Source organism: Sphingobacterium prati (genome assembly GCF_013167215.1).
Classification (GTDB): domain Bacteria; phylum Bacteroidota; class Bacteroidia; order Sphingobacteriales; family Sphingobacteriaceae; genus Sphingobacterium; species Sphingobacterium prati.
Genome location: NZ_JABJWY010000035.1, coordinates 31753 through 58394, shown reverse-complemented (window position 1 = coordinate 58394; position 26642 = coordinate 31753). Strand labels below are relative to the sequence as shown.

Here is a 26642-nt window from a genome sequence, read left to right as displayed (position 1 = left end):
CAATACTTATGAACCATTATTTAGCAGAATTTATAGGAACAACACTCCTCCTACTTCTTGGAAATGGTGTCGTTGCAAATGTAATCTTAAAAGGAACAAAAGGGGAAAATAGCGGCTGGATTGTCATTACCACAGGATGGGCCTTAGCCGTATATATTGGCGTCGTATTTGCCGGACCTTATACAGGTGCTCACTTAAATCCAGCAGTGACAATAGCCATGGCACTCAATAATACACTACCCTGGATAGAAGTCCCCGGTTATATTCTCGCTCAAATCGCAGGGGGATTCTGCGGCGCATTATTGACCTATATCATCCATAAAAATCACTTCGATGCCACAGCTGATCCTACCACAAAACTAGGCGTTTTCGCTACCATCCCAAATATTCGTAATAGGTTTACAAATCTGGCTAGTGAAATCATTGGAACTTTCGTCTTAATTTTTGTGATCTTTTTTATTACAGGACAAGATGTAACCATCGACGGAAAGACTGAACCTATTGGAATGGGCTCCTTGGGTGCCATACCAGTCGCTTTTTTAGTTTGGGCTATTGGATTATCATTAGGAGGCACTACAGGTTACGCCATTAATCCTGCCCGGGATCTTGGTCCACGCCTATTCCATGCACTCTGGCCAATTAAAGGGAAAGGAAGTTCGGATTGGTCATACGCTTGGGTGCCGATTATTGGCCCCATTACAGGAGCCATCTTAGCGTTCATTCTCTATACCCTAATAAAATAATAAAGGGATTCAAAAGTTGAATCCCTTTATTATTTACGCCCGCTTTGGTTTTCGATGACCATATTCGCGATCCCGTTCAAAAGTATTCATGTGACGTTCTTTTTTTACAGGATAAACATCGTCAATAACAATCAAAATACCTTTTTCTTCAACTGTGCCAAACTCATCATTTCGCGCAGTACCAAAAGACTTCATCGTCGGAGACAAGTTCATGTAAGTATTAATCAAAGGTGGAATATTTTCCCCTAACGCTCTGACATGACTATTTAATATTTTATATCCTTCCTTATAATCCATTCCATCAAAAATGCCCACAAAACGGTCGTAATCATTTTTAATTTCAAGATCAGGAAGCGGAACAACCAAGTTCTCGTGATCAGGGAAATAGTAGTCCATGAAGTAAAGCAACATATCTCGTGCATCCTTATTGTAATGTGGATACATCGTTACTTTTCCAAAAAGGTATTTAATTTCGGGGTTAAGCATGACCAAAGCTCCCAAACCATCCCATAAATTATCGAGTGAAAAAATACCTTTTCTATTATCAATTGCCGGCTGATATCGAGGCTGAACGAACGATCGCCCCAGCTCAATTGTAAAGGGTAAATAATCTTTAGCAAACTGGTCAGAAAATTGGAAATAATGAGCTGTAGATAAATTAGGAATACCCTTTGATTCCCCAGCATTAGCACATTTAATAACCCGATAGCCCGCAACAACTTCTTCATCTTCGGGATTCCACGCGATCAATTGATCATAACAATCCTCACATGTATCATTCTCGTCGATATCAATTGAAAGTCCTGTACCTCCTCCTGCGCCACGGAATGTCAACTCTCGTAACCGACCAATTTCACGCATAACATTTGGCGAGTTATGATAATTGATTAAGTATATCTCGTTATTTCCATTGTTGGTATAGCGTAAGAAAACTTCTTTATTCAATTCGGCTTTCAATAGTTCTCTATCAACTGGAGGTATAATTTCTTGCATAAATTCTATTTTTCTTGAGCTAATCCATAAACCCTTCTTTTCACTTCTTCAGCCCAAGTCTTTTCGTTTTTTGATTGATCAAACGCTGTATAAGGGATTCTCTTTCCTACTATAATGTTAACGGTGTGCCCGCGTTGGGCAAACATTTCATCGGGTAAATATAACATTTCAATGTTTACCTTGAGACCTATTTTTTGTCTAAGCCTTGCAAAATTATAAAAAAACTTAGAGTTTTTGCCGTCAATCAGTACCGGAATGATATCTTTTTTATATTTTTTCGCTTTGCTAATAAAACTTTTTTTCCATTCTAGATCTTCGATACGTCCATTATCTTGCTTTCTCGAAACCAATCCTGCCGGAAACACAAGCAGAGCATCGTCTGCCCCATACGCTTCCTCAATTGCAGAAATAGCCTGTTTTCCCTGACTTCCCAATTTATTCACCCCCACAAATAAAGGTCTTAAATTACCGATATTTAACAAGATATCATTAACCAAAAATTTCACATCTCGGCGGTGCTTACCAATGGCATGCATAAACGCAATGCCGTCCAATCCCCCCAAAGGATGGTTAGAAGCAAAAATTACAGGATCAGACACAGGAATATTTTCCGCACCATATAGGTTTACTTTTACCCCCAAATCATTGATGAGTGCATCCACAAAATCCAACCCTTGCAAATCAGCAAAGCGTGTCATAATATCATTGATTTCATCCTCGTGAATAGTTCTTTTCAAATAATTTAGCAGGAAGGATGGAATCCATTTCGCTAGCGTCGCATTTTTTTTGTAGATAACTTCGCGTATATCAATAAATTTTTTATTCTCACTCGTAATCATCAATCTTATTTTTCTGACTAAAAAATCCCTACCTACCCTTTGTAAGCATATATCAAATTGCTGACAAAAATACTAACAGAATACTAATAAAAGTACAATTTTAAACATTAAAATTGTACTTATTTGCAATAATGTGATTACTTACTTTTATTTTACCTGTCAAACTAAAAATGTCTTTCCCCACTTTGGACAGCTCATCTACAAAAATTTCCCTTTTACATCATTTTTTTTATTAAGTTTGAGTATGTTAATAGGACAATTTCTTTCAAACGCAGATTTCAGCATTCAAAAGACGGATTCAATACAGCTGGCATTGGAAAAACTACAAGACATGCTTTGTAAAGAATTGGTGGTTTTAAATGGCGATGAATATATTGGATTCGTCAATGAATCCAATTTATTGGATGCCGACGATGAACAAGCTCCTATTTCCAACATTAAGATTAATACAGCTCCGATACAGCTTAAATTTAATCAACACCCTTATGATGCGCTGGTAATGACTACCGTATATAATAGTTCATTGGTCCCTATCTTGGATCAAGATAACAAATATATTGGCGTTTCTACACAATTAGATATATTAAAAGCCATCGCTTTAATTCAATCTCAAAACGAATCTGGAGCCATTATTGTATTGTCCACTGGACTACATGACTTTTCGCTCTCCCAAATCGCACATTTAGTCGAGAGTGACAATTGTAGAATTCTTAATTGTGCAACGAAAATAAATCTTGAAAGCGACTCGATTGAAGTCACTTTAAAAGTAGATAAAACCAATATTAATTCATTGCTCAATTCATTCCTAAGGCATAATTATATCGTCATGGAAACACATAATACCGTCGCCGCATTTGATGACACAGCCGAACGCTATCAGCAGCTTATGAATTACATCAATATTTAATGAATTAAGAATAGTTTTTTTCTCATCTTTGCCCCATAAATTCAAAAAAATATGAGAATTGCGATATATGGACGAGAGTTTCAACCCTCCGTTATAGCACATGTGAAGCACTTATTTAAATATCTCGTTGGCAAAAATGTCGACATTTGGGTTTATGACCCTTTTTATAAGTTCTTGACAACGCAGTTTGAATGTGGATTTAATTTCCTCACCTATCATACGTATGAGGAAATTAAAGACAATATTGATGTCATGCTCAGCTTGGGCGGAGATGGAACAATGCTTTCTGCGGTTTCGCTCATCAAAGACTCCGGCATTCCCATTGCGGGTATTAATTTTGGGCGATTGGGCTTTTTGGCCTCTATCAACAAAAATGATTTTGAATATGCAATAGAAGACATACTAAATCACCGTTACGATATCCAAAAGCGTGTTCTACTATCAGTGGAGTCCGAACAGATCAATTTATTCGAAGGAAATCATTATGCCCTTAATGATATTACGGTATTTAGATATGATAGCTCGGCCATGATTACCGTCAATGCGCGAATCAATGGTGAGCTTCTCAATTCCTATTGGGCTGATGGATTGATTATTGCCACCCCTACTGGATCTACAGCTTACTCATTGAGCTGCGGAGGACCAATCATTATGCCCGAAAGCGGAAATTTTGTCATTACACCAATTTCGCCCCACAACTTGAATGTGAGGCCCATAGTTATTTCAAATCAGTTCACTCTTGAACTTGAAATTGAAAGCCGAAGTGATCAATATATACTTAGCTGTGACTCAAAAAACACGTCGATAGATACGTCCGTGAAATTGACTATCAAGCAAGCACCGTTTACGATCAACCTAATTCGTCTTCCGCAGGAAAGTTTTTTCAGTACCCTCAGAGAGAAGCTTCTTTGGGGTATCGACGTCAGGAACTATTAATCTTTATCATATTGTACTTCTGAATTTCCAATTAAAAATCGATATTTGGAACAAATAGAGACAGTAACGATACAAAGGTATCCATGAGTAAGTTTCAAAATAATCAAACGAATTAACCTTTCACGGTCAAACATTCGCTTGAAGATAATATATAGAAATCAGTAATCTGGTTTTTAACACGTAAATAAGCTGTAACTTAAGCTAAAAGTGTTAATTTATTGAAAATAGCAACAATGAGCTTTTTAGATCAAATTGATAAAATTAAATTACCCCAGCATATTGCCATTATCATGGATGGTAATGGCCGTTGGGCAAAACAAAAAGGTAAACTCCGTGTATTCGGACACCAAAATGGTGTGAAAGCAGTGAGAGAGGCATTAGAGGGCTGTGTTCAGGCCAACATCAAATTTCTGACACTCTACGCATTCTCGGCGGAAAACTGGAATCGGCCAAAACTAGAAGTAATCGCATTGATGGAGCTTTTGGTCTCCTCCTTGAAAAAAGAAATCAAGACATTTCAGGAAAATGGTGTTAGATTAAATGCAATCGGAGATATCAGCAAACTCCCAACAAATGCACAAAAAAAGCTTCAGGAAACTATTGACGCCACCAAAGACAATACACATTGTACATTAACCCTTGCCCTGAGCTATAGTTCACGTCAGGAAATTGTGGAGGCCGCCCGAAATTTGGTTAAAAAAGTAAATGCAGGTGAAATAGCCATTGAAGAGATCAACGATGATGTCTTTTCCGCTAATCTCTATACCCGAGATCTACCAGATCCGGATTTATTGATCCGAACCAGCGGAGAACTTCGAATAAGCAATTTTCTTCTTTGGCAAATCGCTTATTCCGAACTATGCTTCTTAGATAAGATGTGGCCAGAGTTTACGAAGGAAGATTTATTTAAATCAATTGTAGAATATCAACAAAGAGAAAGAAGGTTTGGAAAAACAAGTGAGCAGTTATAAATGATTTTATTAAATTTGTCAACTGATTTGAATAAAAAGCAAGCTGGTTAAATTTTCTTAATTAACAAAAATTAACAACTGATTGGTGTACTTTAGCGCCAATAATTCAAGATAAATGAAGCGTATACTACCCGTAATACTATTTTTTGGTCTCTCATCAATGCAACTTGTCTATGGACAAGAAAAAGGTGCGTTCAACTTAAATGACCCCGAAAAAATCAGTTATCTCAACCCTAAAAACTATGTAATTAGTGCTGTTGATGTAACCGGAACACAATTTTTGGATAAAAACGTATTAATTACCATATCTAAATTGTCGGTAGGTCAATATTTGGAAGTGCCAAGTGAAGCGACTGCAAAAGTAGTAAAAGATATGATGGCTCAAGGCCTCTTCGATGATGTCGAATTATGGGCAGACAAAATTGAAGGCGAAAACATCTTTTTGACCATCCGCGTAGTAGAACGTCCCCGTTTGACCCGTATTGATATTAATGGACTAAGCAAAAGCCAAACTGAAGAAGTCCGTAAACGTTTAAATAGCAATACCGGTAAAATCGTCAATGAGAATTTGATGAACACCACACGAGCAACAATCCAACGCTTTTTGAAAGAAAAAGCATATTTATATCCGGAGATTAAACTTAAAACAGTCAAGGATTCGGCACAGGCCAACAACGAAATCCTGATTGCAGATGTGGATAAAAAACATAAGGTAAGGGTAAAAAAGATGACCTTTACGGGCAACGAGCATTTTTCACAAAAAGAACTGCGGAAAATGGCCAAACCAATCAAACAAAAAATGTGGTACCGCATCTTTGGTCCAGGTAAATTCAAGGAAGAGAAATATAAAGAAGGTAAAGAGAACCTAATCAAAAAACTAGCGGCCAAAGGTTATCGCGATGCGGAAATCTTAAAAGATACTATCATCCGAGAGGGTGAGAAAAATGTATTGGTAAATTTTGATATTTATGAAGGCCCTAAATATTACGTTGGTAATATTGTATGGACGGGAAATGCAAAGTATTCGGACACCTTATTAAATAAGATTTTAGGGATCAAACGTGGGGATGTGTTCTCGGAAGAGAAACTAAATACTAAATTATTGGGTGGAGGTCGCAATGCAGATGATATTTCATCTATCTATATGAACGATGGTTACCTAACATTCTCTGTAGATCCTGAGCAGACACGTGTATATAATGATACCATTGATTTAAATTTACGTGTATACGAAGGTGCACAATATACAATTAACAACGTTATTGTGAAAGGTAACGATGTTACTAATGATCGGGTTGTGTTACGTTCCATTTATACCAAACCAGGACAAAAATTCTCAAAAGAACAAATTATGCGAAGTGTTCGCGAAATTGCTCAATTAGGAAATTTTGACGAACAAAAAACAAACCCTGTTCCGACCAACTTAAATTATGCAGAAGGAACGGTAGATATTGTTTACAATGTGACAGAGAAACCCTCTGATCAAGTGGAACTTTCGGGAGGTTATGGAGCTGGACAGATCATCGGTACGCTTGGATTAACTTTCAATAACTTCTCTACAAGTAACTTCTTTGATAAAAGTTCATGGAAGCCTCTACCTCGTGGTGATGGTCAAAAATTAAGTGTACGGGGTCAGACTTCTGGTAAACGTTACCAATCGTATAGCTTCTCATTCTCTGAACCCTGGTTAGGTGGAAAAAAACCGATCTATTTTGGTTTGAGTGCCTATACCTCAAGTTCATCTTATGGAGGATTTAACTATTATACAGGTGAGCAAATTGTAAAAGATTCGGAGCTTAACCGGATTTGGATGACGGGTATAACCGCGACTTTAGGTAAACGCTTGCAATGGCCAGACAACTGGTTCCAAGCCAATACTTCGTTGTCTTTCCAACGGTATAAGCTTCAAAATTATGGTAATTACTTCTTGTTCGACAACGGTACTGCATATAATATCAACTTGACACAAGAATTTAGCCGTAACTCGATCGATGCTCCAATCTACCCTACATCAGGTTCGAACATCAAGTTCTCGGTACAATTGACTCCGCCTTATTCATTGTTCAATAACGTTGACTATAAAAACGGTACACCGCAAGATCGTTACCGCTGGACTGAATACCACAAATGGAAATTCGATTCGCAATGGTATGCAAAAATTGTAGGAAAATTAGTTTTCAAAGCACAGGCACAGTTTGGTTTCTTGGGCAAATATTCCAACAAAACTGAAATTTCAACGTTTGAACGTTTCAAACTGGGAGGTGATGGTATGCAGGGATTTGATTACCTTCAAGGTTCAGAGATTATCGCTATGCGCGGCTATGCAAATGGTGTAATTATTCCAGAGGGTACTCAAAATGTAAACGTAGCACGAAACTCCGGTAGCCCAATCTATACGAAGTATCAAATGGAATTACGTCACCCTGTCATGTTAAATGATCAAGCAACCGTATACGTATTGGCATTTGCCGAAGCAGGTAACACTTGGAACAAATTCACCGAATACAATCCATTTAAGGTACGCCGTTCAGCTGGTGTAGGTGCCCGTATCTTCTTACCGATCTTTGGTATGTTGGGAATAGATTATGGACACGCATTTGACCCTATCCCTGGATTACCGAGCAGTACTTGGAAACAGAACTTCACATTTAGTATTATGCAAAATATGGGGGGATTTTAACCTAGGTTGATCTCATCACGAATATTGTCTTAAACGATTTAAAAGCTATCTGCAATTTCTGCGATAGCTTTTTTGTTTACTAAATTTGTCAAATTAATTTTCAGGATTAAGATGGATGTATTATAAATCTTCTTATATTGAAGATAGCTTATTCTAAGTAGCAAAAGTTAGCTATACCGCTTCCTTTAGAAATACATGACCAGAATCGGCCAACAAGTTAAATAGTGTTAAACCCGAGAAATATCTGTTAGATTGCATCTTTTTTGTTATTTTTGAGCCGTAAATTTATGTAGGACGGTTTGCCAGATTAAACTTTTGAGCTTATCCATTGTCATAAAGTAAATTAATGTTAAATAATAAATTATAGTCTATAAAACTTACAGGAAATATGAAAAAAATATTGTTAGTTATAGCTTTTGTAGTCGTAAGTGCTACAGCGACATTTGCGCAGCAGCTTGCATATGTAGATTCAGAATATATCCTAAAACATGTCCCAGAATATACCACTGCACAAAAACAGTTAGATGATCTTTCTAAACAATGGCAGGCAGAGGTAGATCAAAAATATGCTGAAATAGAAAAGTTATATCAGGCTTATCAAAAAGATCAGGTCCTATTAAATGAAGATATGCGTCGCCGCCGTGAAGACGAAATCGTTACTAGAGAAAAAGAGGTAAAAGATTATCAAAAACAAAAATTCGGATTTGAAGGTGAACTTTTCAAAAGACGCGTGCAATTGGTAAAACCTATTCAAGACCGTGTTGCTAAAGCAATACAGGATGTTGCTTCCGCACAAAATCTAGATTTCATTATGGATAAAGGAAATGAGTCAACTTTCTTATATGCAAACCCAAAATTGAATAAAAGTAATGAAGTCATTACAAAATTAGGCTACAAACCCAATCCTGGTCTTGCAAACTAAGCTAGAGTTTGTTATCATTGTGGACACAAGTAATACAAATAGTAATTAATTAGAAAACTAAAAAAAATTGCCATAGAGATGGCTTATTAGATTAAAATGAAAAGCATGAAAAATTTATTAAAAGGTGCGGTTGCTATAGTGGCAGTATTTTTCTCAACTCAATTCGCAAATGCGCAGCAAAAGCTTGGTCACATCAATTTTGCTGAGATCATTCAATCCACTTCAGATTATAAAACAGCTGAGGGCCAATTGAAAACGTTGAGCGACGGTAAAACAAAAGAAATTCAAGATATGGTTACCATTTATCAAACGAAACAAAAAGAGGCTAATGATAAATTGCGTAACAGAAGCGAAGCGAATAAAGAAACTGTTGATCCTGAAATTAACAAACTAGGTCAAGAATTGCAAGATATTCAATCACGTATTCAAACTGCACAACAAGCGGCACAAGAAGAATTGGGTAAAAAAGAAGATGAATTAATTACCCCTATTCAGAGAAAAGTAGCTGAAGCAGTAAGCGTAGTATCGAAAGAGAAGGGTATGGCTTATGTATTTGATATCTCAAGCACAAACATTCCTTATTTCCAAGGCGGTGAAGATCTAACTGCCGCTGTGAAAACAAAATTAGGTATTTCTGCTACGGCAGCGCCTACAGCACCAGCGAAAAAATAATAACATATAGAAGACATAAAAAAGGGATTATTCAATGAATAATCCCTTTTTTTTATGTCTTTTTTACCATAATTCAGACCTAATGTAAACAGCCAAAAAAGCTTCCGGCCGGCCCCCGAAGACATACTTTAATAGTATGTCAACACGAATAAAAATCTACAACACGATTTACTTGCTTTTACCAGCTAAAATTAAGATATTGTACAAGAAAATACATATCTACCTAATGAAAACTTCATGGGCATAAATTTGTTTATTAACGAACGAATATGACATCTCATGAAGCTTCGTTGCTAAAAATGTTTAATTGCATGAAATCATCGTGGAGTTAAATCGCCTCAAAGGCTTATATAATTTAATCTATGCCGCCTTCAGTGGTAATAAAACCGCCGAAGGCGGCATAATGCCTTTGATAACAAATTGGTAATGAATAAACAAATTATTCTAATGAAAAAGAAAGTAATTGAGGATCATCCAAAGAAACAAAGAAAAGTGACATCTGGCCCTATCCGGGACAAAGAACGTACCAAGGCACGGATGATCGCTGCAGTAGGAAAAGTCATCCAAAAGAAAGGCTACCATGCATTAAACGGCCCCAATATTGCCTTGGAATGTGGCTTGAATAAAGCGCTAATCTGGAATTATTTTGGAGGTCTTGATCAATTGGTGGAAGCGTACCTAACACAAAAAGACTTTTGGCAAATTGGAGACAAAGGCGTGTTGGAGCAAATGATATCAAATCCAGAAGATATTGATGTTGCTTTGATCAACGAACTACTTAAATCACAGTTGAACACATTTTTAAAAGATAAAACCAAACAGAAAATCATCCATTGGGGACTGGGTGAGAAAACAAAAGCACTCAAAAATATAGCTGATCGCCGAGAAGTTCTTGGCGAAGAATTGTTCAAGCACATTGATCCAAAATTTGAAAAATCTGAAACTGATTTAAGGGCCACACTAGCCTTATTGGTTAGTGGGATCTATTATTTAAGTTTACAAGCTAAATCGACAGGCAGCACGTTCTGCGGTATCGATATCAATACAGAAGAAGGAAAAGCCCGTATTGAAAAAGCAGTTGAAAAGATTCTCAAGCAAACATTTGCGAACGTAGAATAGTTATACAAATGATCTCAGCTTCCAAGAACCACGACAATTCTTGGAAGTTTCCTACACAGCATTTCCCGTCTCGGTCAATAAATTCCGACAGAAATGACGCAATAAATCTCATTTTTTGATTTATTTTTATTATGTTAGCATAACAAAAATAATATGGTATATTTGTTATATAACCAATAGTCTAGCATATGATAGGTCAACTAATATTTGCAATTTGTTTTTTTGGTGCATTATTCTTCTTCGCTAAGAATGCACGCCAGATCTATAATAATATCAAATTGGGTAGAGATGTAGATCGTTCAGACAGGCCGGCAGAACGTTGGAAGACGATGATTTTAGTTGCTTTTGGACAAAAAAAGATGTTCAAAAGGGTTACTCCCGCCATTCTACACCTATTTGTCTATTTGGGCTTCGTAATTATCAATATTGAAATGCTGGAAATTGTTATCGATGGCTTATTCGGAACCCATCGGATCTTTTCGTTTTTGGGGAGTTTTTATAATTTTTTGATTGGTTCATTTGAGTGGCTGGCCCTCGGGGTATTATTATCCTGTCTGGTATTCCTTATTCGAAGAAATGTCATTAAGATAAATCGTTTAAACAGTAAAGAACTTAATAATTGGCCTAAAACAGACGCTAATATTATTCTAGTTACTGAAATCCTGCTCATGTCGGCTTTCCTTTTAATGAATGCAACTGATCTAAAATTGCAGCTTTACGGTTTTGAACATTTTAAATCGGTTGGTTCGTTTCCAGTGAGTCATTATTTGTTACCTTATCTCCCGACCGCCACAGCAACATTATATAGCATTGAAAGGTGTTGTTGGTGGTTCCATATTTTAGGTGTATTGGCATTTTTAAATTACCTCCCCTATTCGAAACACCTGCATATTATTCTTGCTTTCCCAAACACATATTTTTCAAGTTTGGATGCCAAGGGAAAATTATCAAATATGGCTGCGGTAACCAACGAAGTTAAAGCCATGCTTGATCCAGCTTTTACTCCACCAAATTCAGATGCAACAGCTCGCTTTGGCGCTAAAGATGTTCAAGATTTAACATGGAAAAACCTTTTGGATGCCTACACATGTACCGAATGTGGCCGATGTACTTCCTCGTGCCCAGCCAATATCACGGGAAAACTATTGTCTCCTCGAAAAATAATGATGGATACAAGGGATAGAGTAATAGAAGTGGGTAACAATATTAAGGCAAATGGCGCCTTTGTAGCCGATGGCAAGTCGCTTATTGACACTTATATCAGTAGAGAAGAATTATGGGCGTGCACAAGCTGTAATGCCTGTGTAGAACAATGTCCAGTCAATATTAATCCATTAGATATTATCATAGAACTTCGCCGCTTTGCAGTAATGGAGGAATCTCAGGCGCCGACAAGTATTAATAATATGTTTGGAAATATTGAGAATAATGGCGCTCCGTGGAAGTATGCTCAAATGGATCGTGCAAATTGGACGCAACAACAATAGTTAAATGATGGAAAATGAATTAAAAGTTCCAACAGTCGCCGAACTGTTAGCTAGAGGAGAAACTCCTGATATCTTATTTTGGGTGGGTTGTGCTGGTAGTTTTGACGAGCGTGCCCAAAAAATAACACGTGACATTTGTCGAATTCTCAAACATGTTGGGATCAACTATGCAATCCTTGGAACTGAAGAAAGTTGCACGGGCGATCCTGCCAAACGAAGCGGGAATGAATTTTTATTTCAAATGCAGGCTATGATGAATATTGAGGTATTGAATGGCTATGAAATCAAAAAGATTGTCACCGCTTGTCCGCACTGTTTTAACACGCTTAAAAATGAATACCCCGCTTTGGGAGGTAATTATGAGGTCATCCATCACACGCAGTTGATCCAGAGTCTCATCGACGAAGGCAAATTAAAACTTGCTGATAACAACGTATTCAAGGGTAAAAAGATCACTTATCATGATCCATGCTATTTAGGTCGTGCAAACGAAGTTTATGAAGCACCTCGAAAAGTGCTTGAAAGCTTAGATGCACAACTGGTTGAATTGAAACGTTGTAAAAGCAATGGATTGTGCTGTGGCGCTGGAGGCGGCCAAATGTTTAAAGAACCCGAACCTGGTAAAAAAGATATTAATATTGAACGTATTGAAGAGGTAATTTCGGTACAGCCTCAAGTTGTTGCAGCAGCGTGTCCTTTCTGTATGACGATGTTGAAGGACGGTGTGAAAATAAAAGACAAAGAGTCCGAAATAGAGGTGCTCGATATCGCTGAAATAACAGCCCGCGCAAATAAACTTTAAAATTTTAGTTCGTAAGTTACTATATAACGAAAGAAAGGCTTGATCCGTAGATCAAGCCTTTTTTTTGCTAAAAGAAGACTCCTTTAACATTGGTAAAAAGCTAGCCGCCATAGCTACCCTGCCGGTTAAAATATGGGTGCTATGTACGGCTAGCGACGGACGATATCCACTATCGTCCATGCATTAACCATCACCAACCATTTCAAAGGTAGGACTCACATTTTACAAATCAATTGTTCATTTCATATAAAATATTGTTCAAATCATCACTTTTTCAAAATTTACGTCAACTTGCTGTTCATACGCTATTCTCAACATACGTCCTATGCTCTACAACCATCTCAATACATGCTGATTCCATACACACTCCATAATGGATTTGCTGATTCTAAGGAATTAATACTCAGATATCATCTTCGCCGATCCACTTGGTTGTTTGCGGTGCTTTGAATGCTTCTGATATATGATTTTTCTTGTCTTATGCAAAGAATAAAAAAACAAAAATGCATTATAATTGTAAAGGTAAAGTGACATTAAACAATTAAAAAAATACAACTATGCACCGGATTATGAATATGATAGCGATTGCCGGCTTCAGTGCCGCACTCCTGTCGACAGCCCCAGCAAAACAACAAACTGGACTTCAAAACAATCCTATTGAAGCGATTGAGCATACTTCGTTCACAGCTGGTCAAGGTACAGATTCTCTATTGCAGTACTTCGATCAGACGACCAAAGAACTCGAAAAACAAATCGCAGGACTTAGTGAGGCTCAGTTACAGTTCAAACCTGCTCCAGACAAATGGTCTATCAGTCAATGCCTCGAACATATCGTATTGTCTGAACGCATGATATTTGATATGGCAAAGACAGCCTTGACAAAGGCACCTCAGCCCGAGAGAAGAAGTGAAGTGAAAATGTCGGACGACAATTTAAAAACGACACTTACGGATCGAAGTCACAAATTTCAGGCCCCTAAAGAACTTCAGCCCAGTGGCGTGTATAAAGATACAAAGACTGCTTTAGCTGATTTTCATGCTGCGCGACAACCAGTCATTGATTACATTAAGAAATCGGATGCTAAAGATCTACGCAACCATATCAACGATTATCCGACAGGCGTCGTAGATGGTTACCAAGGCTTGATGTTTATTGCCGCTCATTGTGCCCGACATACCAAACAGATTGCAGAGGTAAAAGCAGATCCTAACTTTCCAAAAAAATAAGAAGATGAAAAAAATGAATTATCAGATCACCATCGACGCTCCCGTTGATCAGGTATTTAAAACCATGCTTGGAAAAGACACATACAAACAATGGACAACCGCTTTTAATCCAACTTCCGATTTCGAGGGCAGTTGGGACAAAGGAGCGAAGATTTATTTTACGGGCATCAACCAAAATGGTGAAAAAGAAGGTATGGTCGCGGAGATAGCCGAAAATATTCCCAATAAATACATATCTATTCGTCACTACGGCATACTAGACAAGGGCAAAGAAGTTACGGAAGGCCCGGCAGTCGAAGCATGGGCTGGTTCATTTGAAAATTACACCTTTGAGGATCTTGGCAGTAAAACATTAGTAAAGGTCGATGTGGATACCAATGAGGAATATTTGGAGTATTTTGACGAAGCCTGGCCAAAAGCTTTACAAATTCTGAAAGAAATCAGTGAAAAATAATTATTGGCAGCGCCCATTTATTACACAAGAGTGGACATAATGCTAAAAATGGGAAAAAGGCTAAATCTTAGTTGAAGATTTAGCCTTTTTCCCATTTTTAAAGTGCCCAGGAGCAGATTCGAACTGCCACGCCCATACGAGCGCCACCCCCTCAAGATGGTGCGTCTACCAATTTCGCCACCTGGGCTCATATTCGCCTTTGGTATCACAAAAATAAAGATTTTTACTTCTTTTGCAAGGCGAAAAATACTTTTTAATGCTTTATTTCACTAAATTCCTATTGATCAAGGTTCTAATTACACCATCAACCAAACCAACCCGGGGTACAATGATCTGTTTTAGTCTGCCATGCTTCATAATTGTCAAAAAAATCTCACTTGCCGGAATAATGACATCAGCCCTGTCTTCATTGAGCCCCAACAAAATAATACGTTCTTTTAATGAGAATGAAGCCAAATGCTCATAAACAGCTTTTAATTTAGCATATGACAACGGCTTATCAACTTTTTCATCGGATAGTCGTGCTAATTTATTAATATTTCCTCCGGTCCCGATGCCAATAACCTGTTTATACATATGGGTATTGCTCCGAACCCACTCCTTGAGTTCATCCCAGGTTTCGGGATTATCCTGATTGTCCAAAATGCGTATTGTACCTAGATTAAAGGACCTGGAATTCACCAAGACACCATTGGCAAATAAAGACAACTCTGTACTTCCGCCGCCTACATCTATATAAAGGTATACCTTGTCCTTTTCAATCTTATTATCCCAATGGCTATTGTAGATAATTTCCGCCTCCTTAGCACCCTCGATGATATCTATATTGATTCCATTCCTCCGAACTTCTGCAACAATATCAGCTCCGTTTTTAGCGTCGCGCATCGCCGATGTTGCACAGGCCATATAATCTTCCACCTGATATACATCCATCAATTCACGGAATGCTTTCATGGTTTTTATCAAACTCTCTGCCTTTCTAGGGGAAATTTCCTGATGTATAAATGCATCATCGCCCAAACGTAATGGAACTCGCAAAAGTGTATTCTTTTTAAAATTATATTGCTCTTTGTGCCCAATGATATCAGCGATCAAAAGGCGGACCGCATTGGACCCTATATCTATAGCAGCGTATCTCACGTTTTTGTTTCTTTCAATTAGTTGATTAAATCATGCTAAAATAAACACAGTAATTAATAACTGTATTATACGAATGTTAAGTTATTATTAATTTAACAACTCGACAAATCTTTCTTTTCAATTCTTGTACTCCACAAAGTATCTTTCTCATCTCAAAATAAAGTTCAATTTAGGCATACACCTAAAGGATGAACTTTGGAGCGACTACCTTCACGATGATAATTAGGAAAACAAAAGCATAAAAAAAGGAATATCTACTTAGTAAATATTCCTCTTCCAGTATATTAGTTTTACTTAGTGATGGCCATGTTCTTCAACTTTCCCACCAGCCAATTTATAGATTTCTTCAACTTTCTTCAAAGATTCCTCTGAAATATGAATTACAGCTTTGTTCGTATTATGCTCTTCATGAGATAATCTGCTGTTGATCTCACCTTGTTTTTCTACGACCAATGCCAAGAATGCTTTATCATTGAATACCGTAGTACTATCTGATCCTACAATTGAAACCGGAACTTGAAGCGCTGGTACCCCACGTTGTGCCTCGCCAACATGTAATTCTTTTGCCAAACCATCTAACTCAGGCAATACAGTAGCATAAGCTTCTTTAATTTTAGCTGCTACATTCTTCACCTCTGTTGATGCGGATTGCTTTGCAGCCACATCAGCAAGATTTACTAAATAGTTGCCATTCTCTCCAACGAATTTAATCATGGCAAAGGCATCGCCATCTGCTAAAGATGCATTGGCATATTGACGCTGTCTATTTGCAGCTGTTTCACCACAAGACGCAAATAAAGTACTCGCACAAGCAGCTACAATAAATAACTTATTAATCTTCATATCAATTTTGTTAATTATACAAAAGTAGATAAAATATACATTCTTCGAAACCTAATCCGTGAAAAGAAACGAAAATTAAGCAACATTTCTTCCTGCATTAATCACACCGAATATTGTTCGGGCAATCAGTTTTGAATAATCCTCACGCTGTGCCTCATCCAATTTATCCGAATTGAGTGCACGAATCGCATAATGTTGGATCACCAGCAAAGGCAATACGATGCTTTCTCGCGCCAAAATAGAAGCACGGTCTACAGGATAATTTTCCATCAACTTAGATGTGCCACTAAGCTTTAATAGATACTCTTTGGTAATCTGATATTCAGCATAGAGGTTTTTCCAAAATTCACCATACACTTTATCTTCCTTCATATAGGCTGTAATATCAAAATTAGATTTGGTCATGGACATCATACAGTTGTCGATCAAAGTCTGGAAGAATCCCGAGGAAATATACAATTGTTGCACATCCTTCCATAGATTATTTTTCTCGGCCCACTGCAAGGCAGTCCCTACCCCATAAAATCCAGGAATATTCTGCTTCAACTGACTCCACGAAGTGACGAAACTTATCGCGCGTAAATCTTCAAGGCGTAACTCCCGTCCAGAATTCCGTTTTACAGGCCGACTTGAAATATTGATGGATGAAAGTGCTTTCAATGGTGACATCGTTTCCAAATAGGGTAAAAACAACTTATTGGTACGAAGACCCATAAATTTTTGATGACTTAATTCGGCCAACTTATCGATAATCTCTTGTTGATGCTTCGTTAAAGTATCGCCTACACGTTGTTTTAAATCAGAAATAATCCCCGCATGCAGAAGCTGTTCTATATTGAAACGGGCCGTATCCAACGAGCCATATTGACTACTGATTGTTTGTCCCTGGATCGTCAATTGGATATGATCATTTGCAATTTCTTTACCCATGGAAGCATAAAAACGCTGCGTTTTACCACCACCACGCGCTGGAGGCCCACCTCTACCATCAAAAAAGACAAGATCAACATCGTATTCTCGGGAAATTGCCGTCAACTCTATTTTCGCTCTATAAATTGACCAGTTGGCCATCAGATAACCACCATCTTTTGTACTATCCGAATAGCCCAACATAATGGTCTGTTTATTTCCTCTACGTTTTAAATGTGCCTTATATTCTTTATTGCTGTACAAGGTCTTCATCACATCTGCAGCTCTGGTCAAATCATCCACTGTCTCAAATAATGGAACAAAATCAATCGTCAACGCATCTTTCTTCCAACCGGACCACAAAAACAACTGGCGTAACCCCAGGATATCGCTTGCTTGTTGACAATTACTAATAATAAAACGCTGTGCTGCACGTTCAGAACCTGAACGTTGGATTTGTTTAAGCAATTTGATTACACCCGAAGTATCTTTCGTCAACGGATCTGCATCCTCGCCTACCGTGAGATCCAATTCCTTAAACTTCAACGCCTTCTGCTTATCGACTTCACTCAGTTCCAAATAATCCAATGGCAAGCCAGTAGCCTCCTGATTCCGTTGAATCAAGTAATTCGTTGCTTCCCGGAGGATACGGCTATCCTGCCTGATATCCAATGTCGTGAAGAAACAACCAAATGTCATTACTTTACGAAGCAAATCATCCACAATCTCAACAAAGAGACCATTGTGATATTCTTCTAGCACATTTTTGATTGCCTTTAAGTTTGTAATGATATTATCTGTTTCATCCTCGGGGTTTTCAATAGGATTAAAGCTATTTTCATAAAATAAGGTCTGCAAGTTATCCATATATTCCTCAACCCCTCTGAATGTAATACGGCGTCTAACAATACGAAAATCTCGGTAATAACATCTAAACAAAATAGTACGCAATAAAGCCGCGACTTTCTTGGTACTTTCAACACTGACATTCGGGTTTCCATCACGATCCCCACCTGGCCAAAAGCCCAACTCGATCAGCTGTTTTACCTCCTCCGTATCGACATCCAATTCGTCGTCAATAAAAGACTGTATTTCCGAAGCTACCTTATAAAATACATTTTCCAAAAACCAGGCTAAACTCGCCGCTTCATCCACTGGAGTGGGTTTATTTTTATTGATGAATGGCGTTTTGCCAAGCTGCTGCAATAATAAATGTATACTGTGAAGGTCATTAGTTTTTATCGCATCAATCAAATCATTGATAATCCCCAATACTGGCCCTGGATAAAATTGAGTAGGGTGTGCGGTAAGTACCAAACGAACTGAAAAATCCTTTAATTTCGCGACGATTTTCCGTCGCATATCGCCGTTGCCTTCGGCATTTTTGATCAATGCACCCAATACATTTTCATCGTCGCCCCGACCAACCATCTGAAATGACGAATCCTCTATTGCATCAAACAATACGACTTGACGCTCTATATATTGGACAAAACGAAACAATAAATCAATACGTTGTTCTTCTGAAGAAAACTCTTCATGTTGATCAAAAAAGCTCTTTATGATCTCATCTGGAGTCAAATGTTGGTCAACACCCTTCTCGCATTGCTTCGCAAAAAATGGCAATAAAGTTCCTGTATCTTTAACACGTTGAAATGGCAATGTTAAAAACAAACTTTTGAAAAGCTCAAAGCGTGTCAATACCTCGTCCTGAAAGACGGCTTCATTTTTACTTTGCTTCATATTTAAATCTTTGAAAATGGTCAAGAGAGTTTAGGTGACTCTTGAATTTTTGTAATATATCTGAAATTACCCTATGCGCCAAATATAACAATATTATATTTAAACAAATAAAAATATATAAATTAATCAAAAAAATCATCAAAATATTATAAAGATATTAATGAAAATTCGTATTTTTTTGTTTTTAACATATTATTACCGCAACTCTGGAAACCACGGGCTAATATAGCCTTATCTATGTATATTTGTGCTATACAATATGAAACAGACACAAGAAATAAAAAGTTTTTTCTACAGTCAATATTTTGCGGATGGGCTCCGAATTACCATTGGATGTATCGTACCTGTCCTCATCTTTGCTACCATTGGTCAATTTACCAATGGTACAATCGTTTCCTTAGGTGCCCTTTTAGTTGGACTATCTGATACTCCCGGAGCTCCAAGTCACAGACGCACAGGGATGTTTGCAGGAGCAATACTGACTACGCTGACATTTATTCTGACCAATATTGTCAATCAAAATGTATATCTCCTGGCTATTTTTATTGGAATAGCTTGTTTTATCTTTGCCATGTTTGCAGTATTCAATAGCCGGGCAGCCAATGTTGGCTTAATGTGCATACTGATGATGCTAATCCACGTGCAGACACACTATCCCCTGGATCAAGCCATCAGTTATCTGGGCTTTTACACCCTTGGTGGACTCTGGTATATTGCGATCAGTCTTTCTATTACACAGGTACGCCCCTATCGATTAGCCGAACAGGAACTTGCAGAGACCATTCGTTATGTTGCCGATTATATTCGATTGAAAGCTAATTTTTACGATGCGAAAATTGATAATGACAAAAATTACCTGAAATTGATTGACAAACAAGTTGAAGTGAACCAACATCAGGAAAATGTAAGGGACCTATTATTCCAGAGTAAGAGATCCATTAAAGATACGACTAAAGTAGGCCGATACCTCACCCTGATTTTTAATGATATTGTCGATCTATTTGAACAAAGTATGGCTGCACATTATGACTACAATACAATCAGCGAACGCTTTGGCCCAACAGGTATCCTGGATGATTTTAAAAATGTTATTTTAAAGTATACAAACGAGTTAGACAATTTAGCCTATCAGCTCAACACCAATATTCAACCCAAACCGCTGTATAATTTTGATGATGACCTCATGAGTCTTCATGCAAAAATTGACCAACTTGACAAGGATAATCAATATAGTACCTTTGCGCTGCGCAAAGTGTTGATCAATTTACGTGATTTAGTCCGTCGCATAAAAAACATTTATGGCTACTCGCACCTGCAGCCTGACGATGTTAAAAGGAAAGAAATTGATGACGCCAAACGTTTCGTCCAAAGCTCTGCAATTGACCTAAAAAAGTTCCGCGAAAACCTAACTTTAAAATCAACGATCTTTAGACACGCCTGCCGTATGGCAATCGTTATGTCTGTCACATATTATATCTTTGAGACCACCAATATCACCAACAACGTCTATTGGATACTATTAACAATCATGGTGATCTTGAAACCAGGATTTGGTCTCACAAAGGAGCGAAATATACAACGTCTTATCGGGACCACCATCGGCGGATTAATCGGCGCCTTTATTCTGCTGACTATACACGATCCGACGATACTGTTCGTGTTGCTGGTTTTTTTCTTCCTAACAGCCTACAGTTTATTCAGGGTCAATTATGTCGTTGCTGTTCTTTTCATGACGCCCTATGTATTGATCATGTTCAGTTTCATCAGTTCCAATACCCTAGAAGTAACCAAAGAACGCATCTTGGACACGTTTATTGGGGGAATGATTGCTTTCCTCTCTAGCTATATTATTTTCCCGAATTGGGAAAGCATGCAAGTGAAGGAATCTATGCGCAAGCTTTTGATCGCCAATTATAATTATATCTTTCAGGCATTAAAAGAAATTGCGGGCCAAGCCCCATCAATAACGGACTATAAATTAGCCAGGAAAGCCGTGTATGTCGAAACCGCAAATATGGGTTCCACTTTTCAACGCATGCTGACTGAACCAAAAAAAAGACAGAAATACAGCAAGGAGGTCAATAAATTTGTGATATTTAACCATATCCTCGCTTCATTTTCCGTCACATTAATGAATCATTTGGACGAAATGGACAACAATTACCTCAACAAAGACCATGTGCGTGCCATAAGAAAAATATTAAACAGTCTGGATCAATCTATTCAACTACTTTATTCTCCGGATTCTAGCGCGGCCTTTTTGCCCATGGAAATCGAAATATCAAATCATCGATTTGACAACAGTGACATTAATTCTGCGGATGGAAAGCTACTGGAGGAACAATTGGAATTCTTGTATAAAATTGCTCAGGACTTAAACAAGATCGTTCAGGATCTCCACGATAAAAGTGCCGCAGAGCAGGCCGCAGAATTATCGAGAATAATAAGCTAATATCCCAAAAATTCACGAAATTTACATGTATGAGTGAAAACATGACAACCTCTTATGACATTATCATCGTGGGAGGCGGCCCCATCGGCCTCGCCTGTGCCCTTGAAGCAAAACAGGCCAATCTCAGTTATCTTATTATCGAGAAAGGATGTTTGGTAAATTCGCTGTATAACTATCCGCAAAATATGACTTTTTTTTCCTCTTCTGAGCGGCTGGAAATCGGGGGTATTCCTTTTGTGACAACCAATCCAAAACCTCGAAGAACGGAAGCCCTAGAATATTACAGACGTATCCAACAAAAATTTGAATTGGATACCCACCTCTTCGAAGAAGTATTGGGTATCGAGAAAAATGAATCTGCGTATTTTAACGTCAAAACCAGCAAACGAAGCTACCTAACTAAAAAAGTGATTATCGCTACCGGTTTCTACGATATCCCCATGCTACTTCATATCCCCGGCGAAGAACTTAGCAAGGTAAGACATTATTACGACGATCCTCATTATTACAGTGGTCAAAAGGTTATAGTCGTGGGAGCAAGCAATTCATCCATAGATGCTGCATTAGAAACCTTCCGAAAAGGTGCTAAAGTTACATTGATCATACGGAGCAATGAAATCAGCCCTAGAGTTAAATATTGGGTCAAACCGGATATTGAAAATAGAATTGCAGCGGGAGAAATCGCTGTGCTTTACAACAGTCAACTAACAGCTGTTACTGAAACAACTGCGACTGTTCAAACGCCAACAGGTACTGTCGAACTCGAAAATGATTTTGTACTCGCGCTAACCGGATATCGGCCGAATTTTGATTTTCTGAGAAAGATAGGAATTGAAATCCCAAACCAGGCTCCTTGCATCCCTTCTCATAACGAACAGACAATGGAAACAAATATAAAAGGCTTATATTTAGCGGGAGTGGTATGTGGTGGATTAAATACCCATCTTTGGTTTATCGAAAATTCAAGAATTCACGCTAAGCAAATCATTGAACATATAGAGTCCACACCGAATTAACGATATTGATAGCGAAGGCCATTTAAGAAAATTTTCATCATTTTCTTCTGTAAACTAAGGATATGATCAAATTCTTCTTTAGTAGGAAACAGCATATTTTTCATATCTTTCAATATGCCCATACGCATACCAAATAGCGAATACAATAAAATGCGCGCTGTCTCATTCAGATCGTCTACCCGGATTTCCCCGGCATCTATACCAATCTGAAGAATTTTTTCAATGATTTCAACCTCACGCAGATATGACTCTTGGAATACCTGCTCCAACTCATCTGGAAGTTCCTTGACCATCTTCATGGTATACTCAAACAAATTATAGTATTGATTGATTGCTTTGACACGCATATCGATGGAATACATCATAATCTCTTCAAAGTTGCCACCTTTGTCGATGACCGCTTCAATTTCCTCAATCATTTTGTCAATCACATACTCGAAAACGGCAGAATACAAACTGTTTTTATCGGGGAAATAATAATAAAGCAGCGCTTTTGAAAAATTAAGATCTTTAGCTATCTCCGACATCGTGGTTTTAGCCATACCAAAGTGTGCAAAACGCCTTGTTGCAGCTTCTAGAATTTTGATCCTTTTTACATCTGCATTACCCATTAAACTTATATTTTTTATCGTTAAATAAACGGTTTATACTATCTTTACCGAATATCAGGTTAAAGATAACTGATTTTTTTGAATTTCTGAAAACTAAAGTCAATATGGAGTTAAACATTCAATCGAATATTTCGTTGAAACCTTTCAATACATTTGGAATAGAAGAAAAGACAAATTTCTTCATCGAAGTGAATGATAATGAAACACTGACCAAAATTTTTAAAAAAGGACTTTTTAAAGAAAATTTCTTCATTCTCGGAGCAGGCAGCAATGTACTGTTTACAAAACCATTTAATGGATATATAATCCGAATAACGAGTAAAGGAATTACGGCAAAAATTGAATCGGAGGAGGTTTATGTCAGCGCCAAAGCTGGTGAGGTATGGAACGATTTTGTTTGGTATTGTATCGAACACAATTACGCTGGAATAGAAAATATGGCTCTTATTCCCGGCACTGTTGGCGCCTCTCCTGTACAGAATATAGGTGCTTATGGCACTGAATTAATGGACGTCTTCTATGCTTGTGAGGCCTTTGACACCCTATCGGGTACATTTAAAACATTCAAAAAGGAAGATTGTAATTTCTCCTATCGGGACAGTATTTTTAAGACGGCACACAAGGGCCGTTTTATAATTACTGAGGTGACCTATAAACTTAGCCTTACACCCAAAATCAATACAAGTTATGGCGCAATTGCAACGCAGCTCATTAAAGAAAATATAACCCAACCTTCTATCGCCGATATAGCAACCATTGTATCAAAAATTCGCGTAGAAAAATTGCCGGATCCAAGTACCGTTGGCAATGCAGGGAGTTTCTTTAAAAATCCCGTGATCCCCGCAAATGACTTTGAACGATTATTGACATTGTATCCAACGATCCCACATTACCCGATGCAAGACCAACAAACAAAACTTGCAGCTGGATGGTTAATAGAACAGTGTGGCTGGAAAGGTAAGGAATACGGACAAGCTGGTGTCTGGAAACACCAGGCCCTTGTACTAATAAATAGACAAAACGCTAGTGGACAAGAAATTTATAAACTTTCTGTCCAAATTATTGAAGATGTGAAAAATAAATTTGGGATTGTACTCGAGCGCGAAGTTAATTTATTGTAAAGGATCAAAAAAATAGCTGTGTTTTTTTTTGCAATCAAAATAGCAATATTACAGCCCCCATACGGGCTAAATCTCATATAGGCCAAGCTTATTTTACTTAAGGTTAATATCCATAAATGATTTTAGGTCTTAAAATAATCTTAAAATTACATTAAGAAATTCATTCTTATCAATTTTGGCGCATTATTTGCCTCATACTTAACGAACCGCAATTTATAAACTTACTGTTTTCTAAAAAGAACAGTTGTAATTCATTAAGCTATGACAAAGAATGAATTTGACACCATGGTTATTGAGCAATCTGACTCATTAAAACTCTACGCCAGAAATTTCACCAGCGATTATGAAGATGCGAACGATCTTGTGCAAGACACCATTCTAAAAGCTGTAACCTATTTCAAAAATTTCAAAGAAGGGACTAACCTAAAAGGGTGGCTTTACACCATCATGAAAAATACGTTTATAAATAATTATAGACGGATTGTAAAAACCAACTCTTTCATCACGAAAGATGAAGACATCTCCAATTCAAACTTGTTAATATCCGCTTCAAGTAACCAAGGAGAAAGCAAATTTGTTATGGAGGATATCCATGAGGCCCTATCTAATCTTTCCGAAGAATATTACATCCCCTTTTCGCTCTATTTCGAAGGCTTCAAATATCATGAAATATCAGAACATTTGAACATTCCTATCGGAACTGTAAAAACCAGGATACATGTGGCTCGCAAATTAATGAAACGATCACTATCAGCCTATAAAGTAGCTTAGTTTTTGCTATCTTCACCTTCAATGATAAAAGAAGGTTTACCTGAATATAGTGAGAGTCAGCTCGCATTGCGGAATGGACAAGATAAGCCTCAGATTTGGGTGGCTTATAAAAATTACATCTATGATGTGAGTGATAGTAGACTTTGGAAGAATGGTATGCACTATGAACATTGGGCAGGCCAAGATCTAACTGAGGAGCTCATAGACGCTCCTCATTCAGATACTGTATTTTCAAAATTCGAGGTTATCGGAATCTTGAAAAGCAATTAAATAAAACTTATAGACTAAACTGCGACAGCGCGACAAAGGCATTTAGCCGCTTCTGTATGTCTCCATCGGTGAGCTCAACGAGACGATCTGTTCCAAACTTCTCTACACAAAAGGAAGCCAATACAGATCCAAAAATCAAGGCATTTTTCATATTGTTGAAGTTTATGCTTTTCACCTTGGCAAGATAGCCGATAAAACCACCTGCAAACGAATCTCCTGCTCCTGTAGGATCAAACACATCGGCTAAAGGTAGCGCTGGAGCAGAAAAAATCTGATTTTCACCAAAAAGCAATGCACCATGCTCACCCTTTTTTATGATCAGGTATTTTGGCCCCATTGCCAAAATAACCTTTGCAGCTTTGACCAGGGAATATTCACTGGATAGTTGCCTTGCTTCGGCATCATTGATTGTCAAAACATCGACTTCTCGGAGCACTTTCTTTAAATCATCTAAAGCAACATTCATCCAATAGTTCATCGTATCCAACACGACTAGTTTCGGCTTTCGTCTCAAACGGCCTAAGGTCGTTAATTGCACCTGCGGAGTTAGATTTCCAAGGAGAAGATATTCGCAATCCTGATAACTATCAGGAATAATGGGATCAAAATTTGCCAGCACATTTAAATCTGTGGCTAGCGTATCTCGGCTATTCATGTCATTATGATATCTTCCAGACCACCAGAACGTTTGTCCGCCCTGCACAATCTGAACCCCTGATACATCAATGCCGCGATCTTTTATAACAGCAAGATTACGACTTCCAAAGTCTTCCCCAATAACGCTGACTAATTTGATCTGGTCACATAAATAGGATGCGGCTAAACTCGCAAAAGTACCGGCACCACCTAGAATTTTGTCAGTTTTACCGAACGGTGTTTCAATCGTATCAAAAGCCACCGTGCCAATAATTACTAAACTCATAGTTTTTTGATAAGCATGATAAACAAAAAAACCGGCATAAAGCCGGTTTCAATATTGCTCCTGAAGCTGGGCTCGAACCAGCGACCCTCTGAT

Annotated in this window: 24 protein-coding genes and 2 tRNA genes (1 of these 26 running past the window's edge); 17 read left to right on the top strand and 9 right to left on the bottom strand. The window is 37.8% G+C overall.

The genetic code is table 11. The features are described 5' to 3' along the window. Nucleotides 1–8 precede the first annotated feature (8 nt). Nucleotides 9–743: an MIP/aquaporin family protein gene (locus tag HPC41_RS16190; RefSeq protein ID WP_172395045.1), complete on the top strand. Its 735-nt coding sequence runs from the start codon at nucleotides 9–11 to the stop codon at nucleotides 741–743. 33 nt (nucleotides 744–776) lie between these two features. On the opposite strand, the gene glsB is transcribed toward HPC41_RS16190, so the two are convergent. Together glsB and glsA are read right to left on the bottom strand one after the other, a co-directional pair. Next, nucleotides 777–1736: a glycine N(alpha)-acyltransferase GlsB gene (gene glsB / locus HPC41_RS16185; RefSeq protein WP_172395044.1), complete on the bottom strand. Its 960-nt coding sequence runs from the start codon at nucleotides 1734–1736 to the stop codon at nucleotides 777–779. Nucleotides 1737–1741: 5 nt separating this feature from the next. Beyond that, nucleotides 1742–2575, bottom strand: a complete 834-nt coding sequence (gene glsA / locus HPC41_RS16180; RefSeq protein WP_172395043.1) for a lyso-glycine lipid O-acyltransferase GlsA — start codon at nucleotides 2573–2575, stop codon at nucleotides 1742–1744. 244 nt (nucleotides 2576–2819) lie between these two features. Here glsA and HPC41_RS16175 point away from each other — a divergent pair, with 244 nt between their 5' ends. The 11 genes from HPC41_RS16175 to HPC41_RS16125 all read left to right on the top strand — a co-directional run bounded on the left by HPC41_RS16175 (nucleotide 2820) and on the right by HPC41_RS16125 (nucleotide 14751). Continuing rightward, nucleotides 2820–3482: a CBS domain-containing protein gene (locus HPC41_RS16175; protein WP_172395042.1), complete on the top strand. Its 663-nt coding sequence runs from the start codon at nucleotides 2820–2822 to the stop codon at nucleotides 3480–3482. A gap of 51 nt (nucleotides 3483–3533) precedes the next feature. Then, the gene (locus HPC41_RS16170; RefSeq protein ID WP_172395041.1) at nucleotides 3534–4418 is read left to right on the top strand and encodes an NAD kinase; all 885 of its coding nucleotides are present in this window, start codon (nucleotides 3534–3536) and stop codon (nucleotides 4416–4418) included. Between the two features lie 233 nt (nucleotides 4419–4651). After that, the gene (gene uppS / locus HPC41_RS16165) at nucleotides 4652–5389 is read left to right on the top strand and encodes an undecaprenyl pyrophosphate synthase (RefSeq protein ID WP_172395040.1); all 738 of its coding nucleotides are present in this window, start codon (nucleotides 4652–4654) and stop codon (nucleotides 5387–5389) included. A gap of 115 nt (nucleotides 5390–5504) precedes the next feature. Continuing rightward, nucleotides 5505–8069, top strand: coding sequence for an outer membrane protein assembly factor BamA (bamA, locus tag HPC41_RS16160; protein ID WP_172395039.1), 2565 nt, complete (start codon nucleotides 5505–5507; stop codon nucleotides 8067–8069). 388 nt (nucleotides 8070–8457) lie between these two features. Further along, nucleotides 8458–8991, top strand: coding sequence for an OmpH/Skp family outer membrane protein (locus tag HPC41_RS16155; RefSeq protein ID WP_172395038.1), 534 nt, complete (start codon nucleotides 8458–8460; stop codon nucleotides 8989–8991). A 105-nt stretch (nucleotides 8992–9096) separates the two neighbouring features. Then, a complete protein-coding gene (locus HPC41_RS16150) occupies nucleotides 9097–9663 on the top strand; it encodes an OmpH/Skp family outer membrane protein (RefSeq protein WP_172395037.1) in 567 nt (188 codons plus the stop codon). Nucleotides 9664–10110: 447 nt separating this feature from the next. Further along, nucleotides 10111–10782 carry a TetR/AcrR family transcriptional regulator gene (locus HPC41_RS16145; protein ID WP_172395036.1) on the top strand — a complete coding sequence of 224 codons (672 nt, stop codon included), beginning with the start codon at nucleotides 10111–10113 and terminating at the stop codon, nucleotides 10780–10782. Nucleotides 10783–10970: 188 nt separating this feature from the next. Beyond that, complete coding sequence (locus HPC41_RS16140; RefSeq protein ID WP_172395035.1) at nucleotides 10971–12269, top strand: 4Fe-4S dicluster domain-containing protein; 1299 nt, start codon at nucleotides 10971–10973, stop codon at nucleotides 12267–12269. A 7-nt stretch (nucleotides 12270–12276) separates the two neighbouring features. Then, on the top strand, nucleotides 12277–13071 hold the full coding sequence (locus HPC41_RS16135) for a (Fe-S)-binding protein (protein WP_172395361.1): 795 nt from the start codon (nucleotides 12277–12279) through the stop codon (nucleotides 13069–13071). A gap of 557 nt (nucleotides 13072–13628) precedes the next feature. Beyond that, complete coding sequence (locus tag HPC41_RS16130) at nucleotides 13629–14297, top strand: DinB family protein (RefSeq protein ID WP_172395034.1); 669 nt, start codon at nucleotides 13629–13631, stop codon at nucleotides 14295–14297. A gap of 4 nt (nucleotides 14298–14301) precedes the next feature. Then, nucleotides 14302–14751, top strand: a complete 450-nt coding sequence (locus tag HPC41_RS16125) for an SRPBCC family protein (RefSeq protein WP_172395033.1) — start codon at nucleotides 14302–14304, stop codon at nucleotides 14749–14751. 103 nt (nucleotides 14752–14854) lie between these two features. Here HPC41_RS16125 and HPC41_RS16120 read toward each other — a convergent pair. The 4 genes from HPC41_RS16120 to HPC41_RS16105 form a co-directional block, all read right to left on the bottom strand. After that, nucleotides 14855–14938, bottom strand: a tRNA-Leu gene (locus HPC41_RS16120). Between the two features lie 74 nt (nucleotides 14939–15012). Beyond that, on the bottom strand, nucleotides 15013–15891 hold the full coding sequence (locus HPC41_RS16115) for a Ppx/GppA phosphatase family protein (protein WP_172395032.1): 879 nt from the start codon (nucleotides 15889–15891) through the stop codon (nucleotides 15013–15015). A 294-nt stretch (nucleotides 15892–16185) separates the two neighbouring features. Further along, nucleotides 16186–16734: a hypothetical protein gene (locus HPC41_RS16110; protein WP_172395031.1), complete on the bottom strand. Its 549-nt coding sequence runs from the start codon at nucleotides 16732–16734 to the stop codon at nucleotides 16186–16188. A 75-nt stretch (nucleotides 16735–16809) separates the two neighbouring features. Then, nucleotides 16810–19386, bottom strand: a complete 2577-nt coding sequence (locus HPC41_RS16105) for a phosphoenolpyruvate carboxylase (RefSeq protein ID WP_172395030.1) — start codon at nucleotides 19384–19386, stop codon at nucleotides 16810–16812. 259 nt (nucleotides 19387–19645) lie between these two features. On the opposite strand from HPC41_RS16105, the gene HPC41_RS16100 reads away from it, so the two are divergent. Both HPC41_RS16100 and HPC41_RS16095 read left to right on the top strand, forming a co-directional pair. Beyond that, nucleotides 19646–21838: an FUSC family protein gene (locus HPC41_RS16100; RefSeq protein ID WP_172395029.1), complete on the top strand. Its 2193-nt coding sequence runs from the start codon at nucleotides 19646–19648 to the stop codon at nucleotides 21836–21838. A 29-nt stretch (nucleotides 21839–21867) separates the two neighbouring features. Continuing rightward, nucleotides 21868–22854 carry a YpdA family putative bacillithiol disulfide reductase gene (locus HPC41_RS16095; RefSeq protein ID WP_246250792.1) on the top strand — a complete coding sequence of 329 codons (987 nt, stop codon included), beginning with the start codon at nucleotides 21868–21870 and terminating at the stop codon, nucleotides 22852–22854. Here the strand turns inward: HPC41_RS16095 and HPC41_RS16090 are convergent. Then, the gene (locus HPC41_RS16090) at nucleotides 22851–23465 is read right to left on the bottom strand and encodes a TetR/AcrR family transcriptional regulator (protein ID WP_172395028.1); all 615 of its coding nucleotides are present in this window, start codon (nucleotides 23463–23465) and stop codon (nucleotides 22851–22853) included. The genes HPC41_RS16095 and HPC41_RS16090 overlap by 4 nt on opposite strands. A gap of 104 nt (nucleotides 23466–23569) precedes the next feature. Between HPC41_RS16090 and murB the strand changes: the two genes are divergently transcribed. From murB to HPC41_RS16075, 3 genes are all read left to right on the top strand, one after another. Beyond that, the gene (gene murB / locus HPC41_RS16085; RefSeq protein ID WP_172395027.1) at nucleotides 23570–24586 is read left to right on the top strand and encodes a UDP-N-acetylmuramate dehydrogenase; all 1017 of its coding nucleotides are present in this window, start codon (nucleotides 23570–23572) and stop codon (nucleotides 24584–24586) included. Between the two features lie 261 nt (nucleotides 24587–24847). Beyond that, a complete protein-coding gene (locus HPC41_RS16080; RefSeq protein WP_120260597.1) occupies nucleotides 24848–25357 on the top strand; it encodes an RNA polymerase sigma factor in 510 nt (169 codons plus the stop codon). Nucleotides 25358–25378: 21 nt separating this feature from the next. Beyond that, nucleotides 25379–25627 carry a cytochrome b5 domain-containing protein gene (locus tag HPC41_RS16075; RefSeq protein WP_172395026.1) on the top strand — a complete coding sequence of 83 codons (249 nt, stop codon included), beginning with the start codon at nucleotides 25379–25381 and terminating at the stop codon, nucleotides 25625–25627. Between the two features lie 7 nt (nucleotides 25628–25634). On the opposite strand, the gene HPC41_RS16070 is transcribed toward HPC41_RS16075, so the two are convergent. Together HPC41_RS16070 and HPC41_RS16065 are read right to left on the bottom strand one after the other, a co-directional pair. Continuing rightward, the gene (locus HPC41_RS16070) at nucleotides 25635–26549 is read right to left on the bottom strand and encodes a PfkB family carbohydrate kinase (RefSeq protein ID WP_172395025.1); all 915 of its coding nucleotides are present in this window, start codon (nucleotides 26547–26549) and stop codon (nucleotides 25635–25637) included. A 57-nt stretch (nucleotides 26550–26606) separates the two neighbouring features. Next, nucleotides 26607–26642: transfer RNA gene (locus tag HPC41_RS16065), tRNA-OTHER, on the bottom strand; it runs 90 nt beyond the window's last position.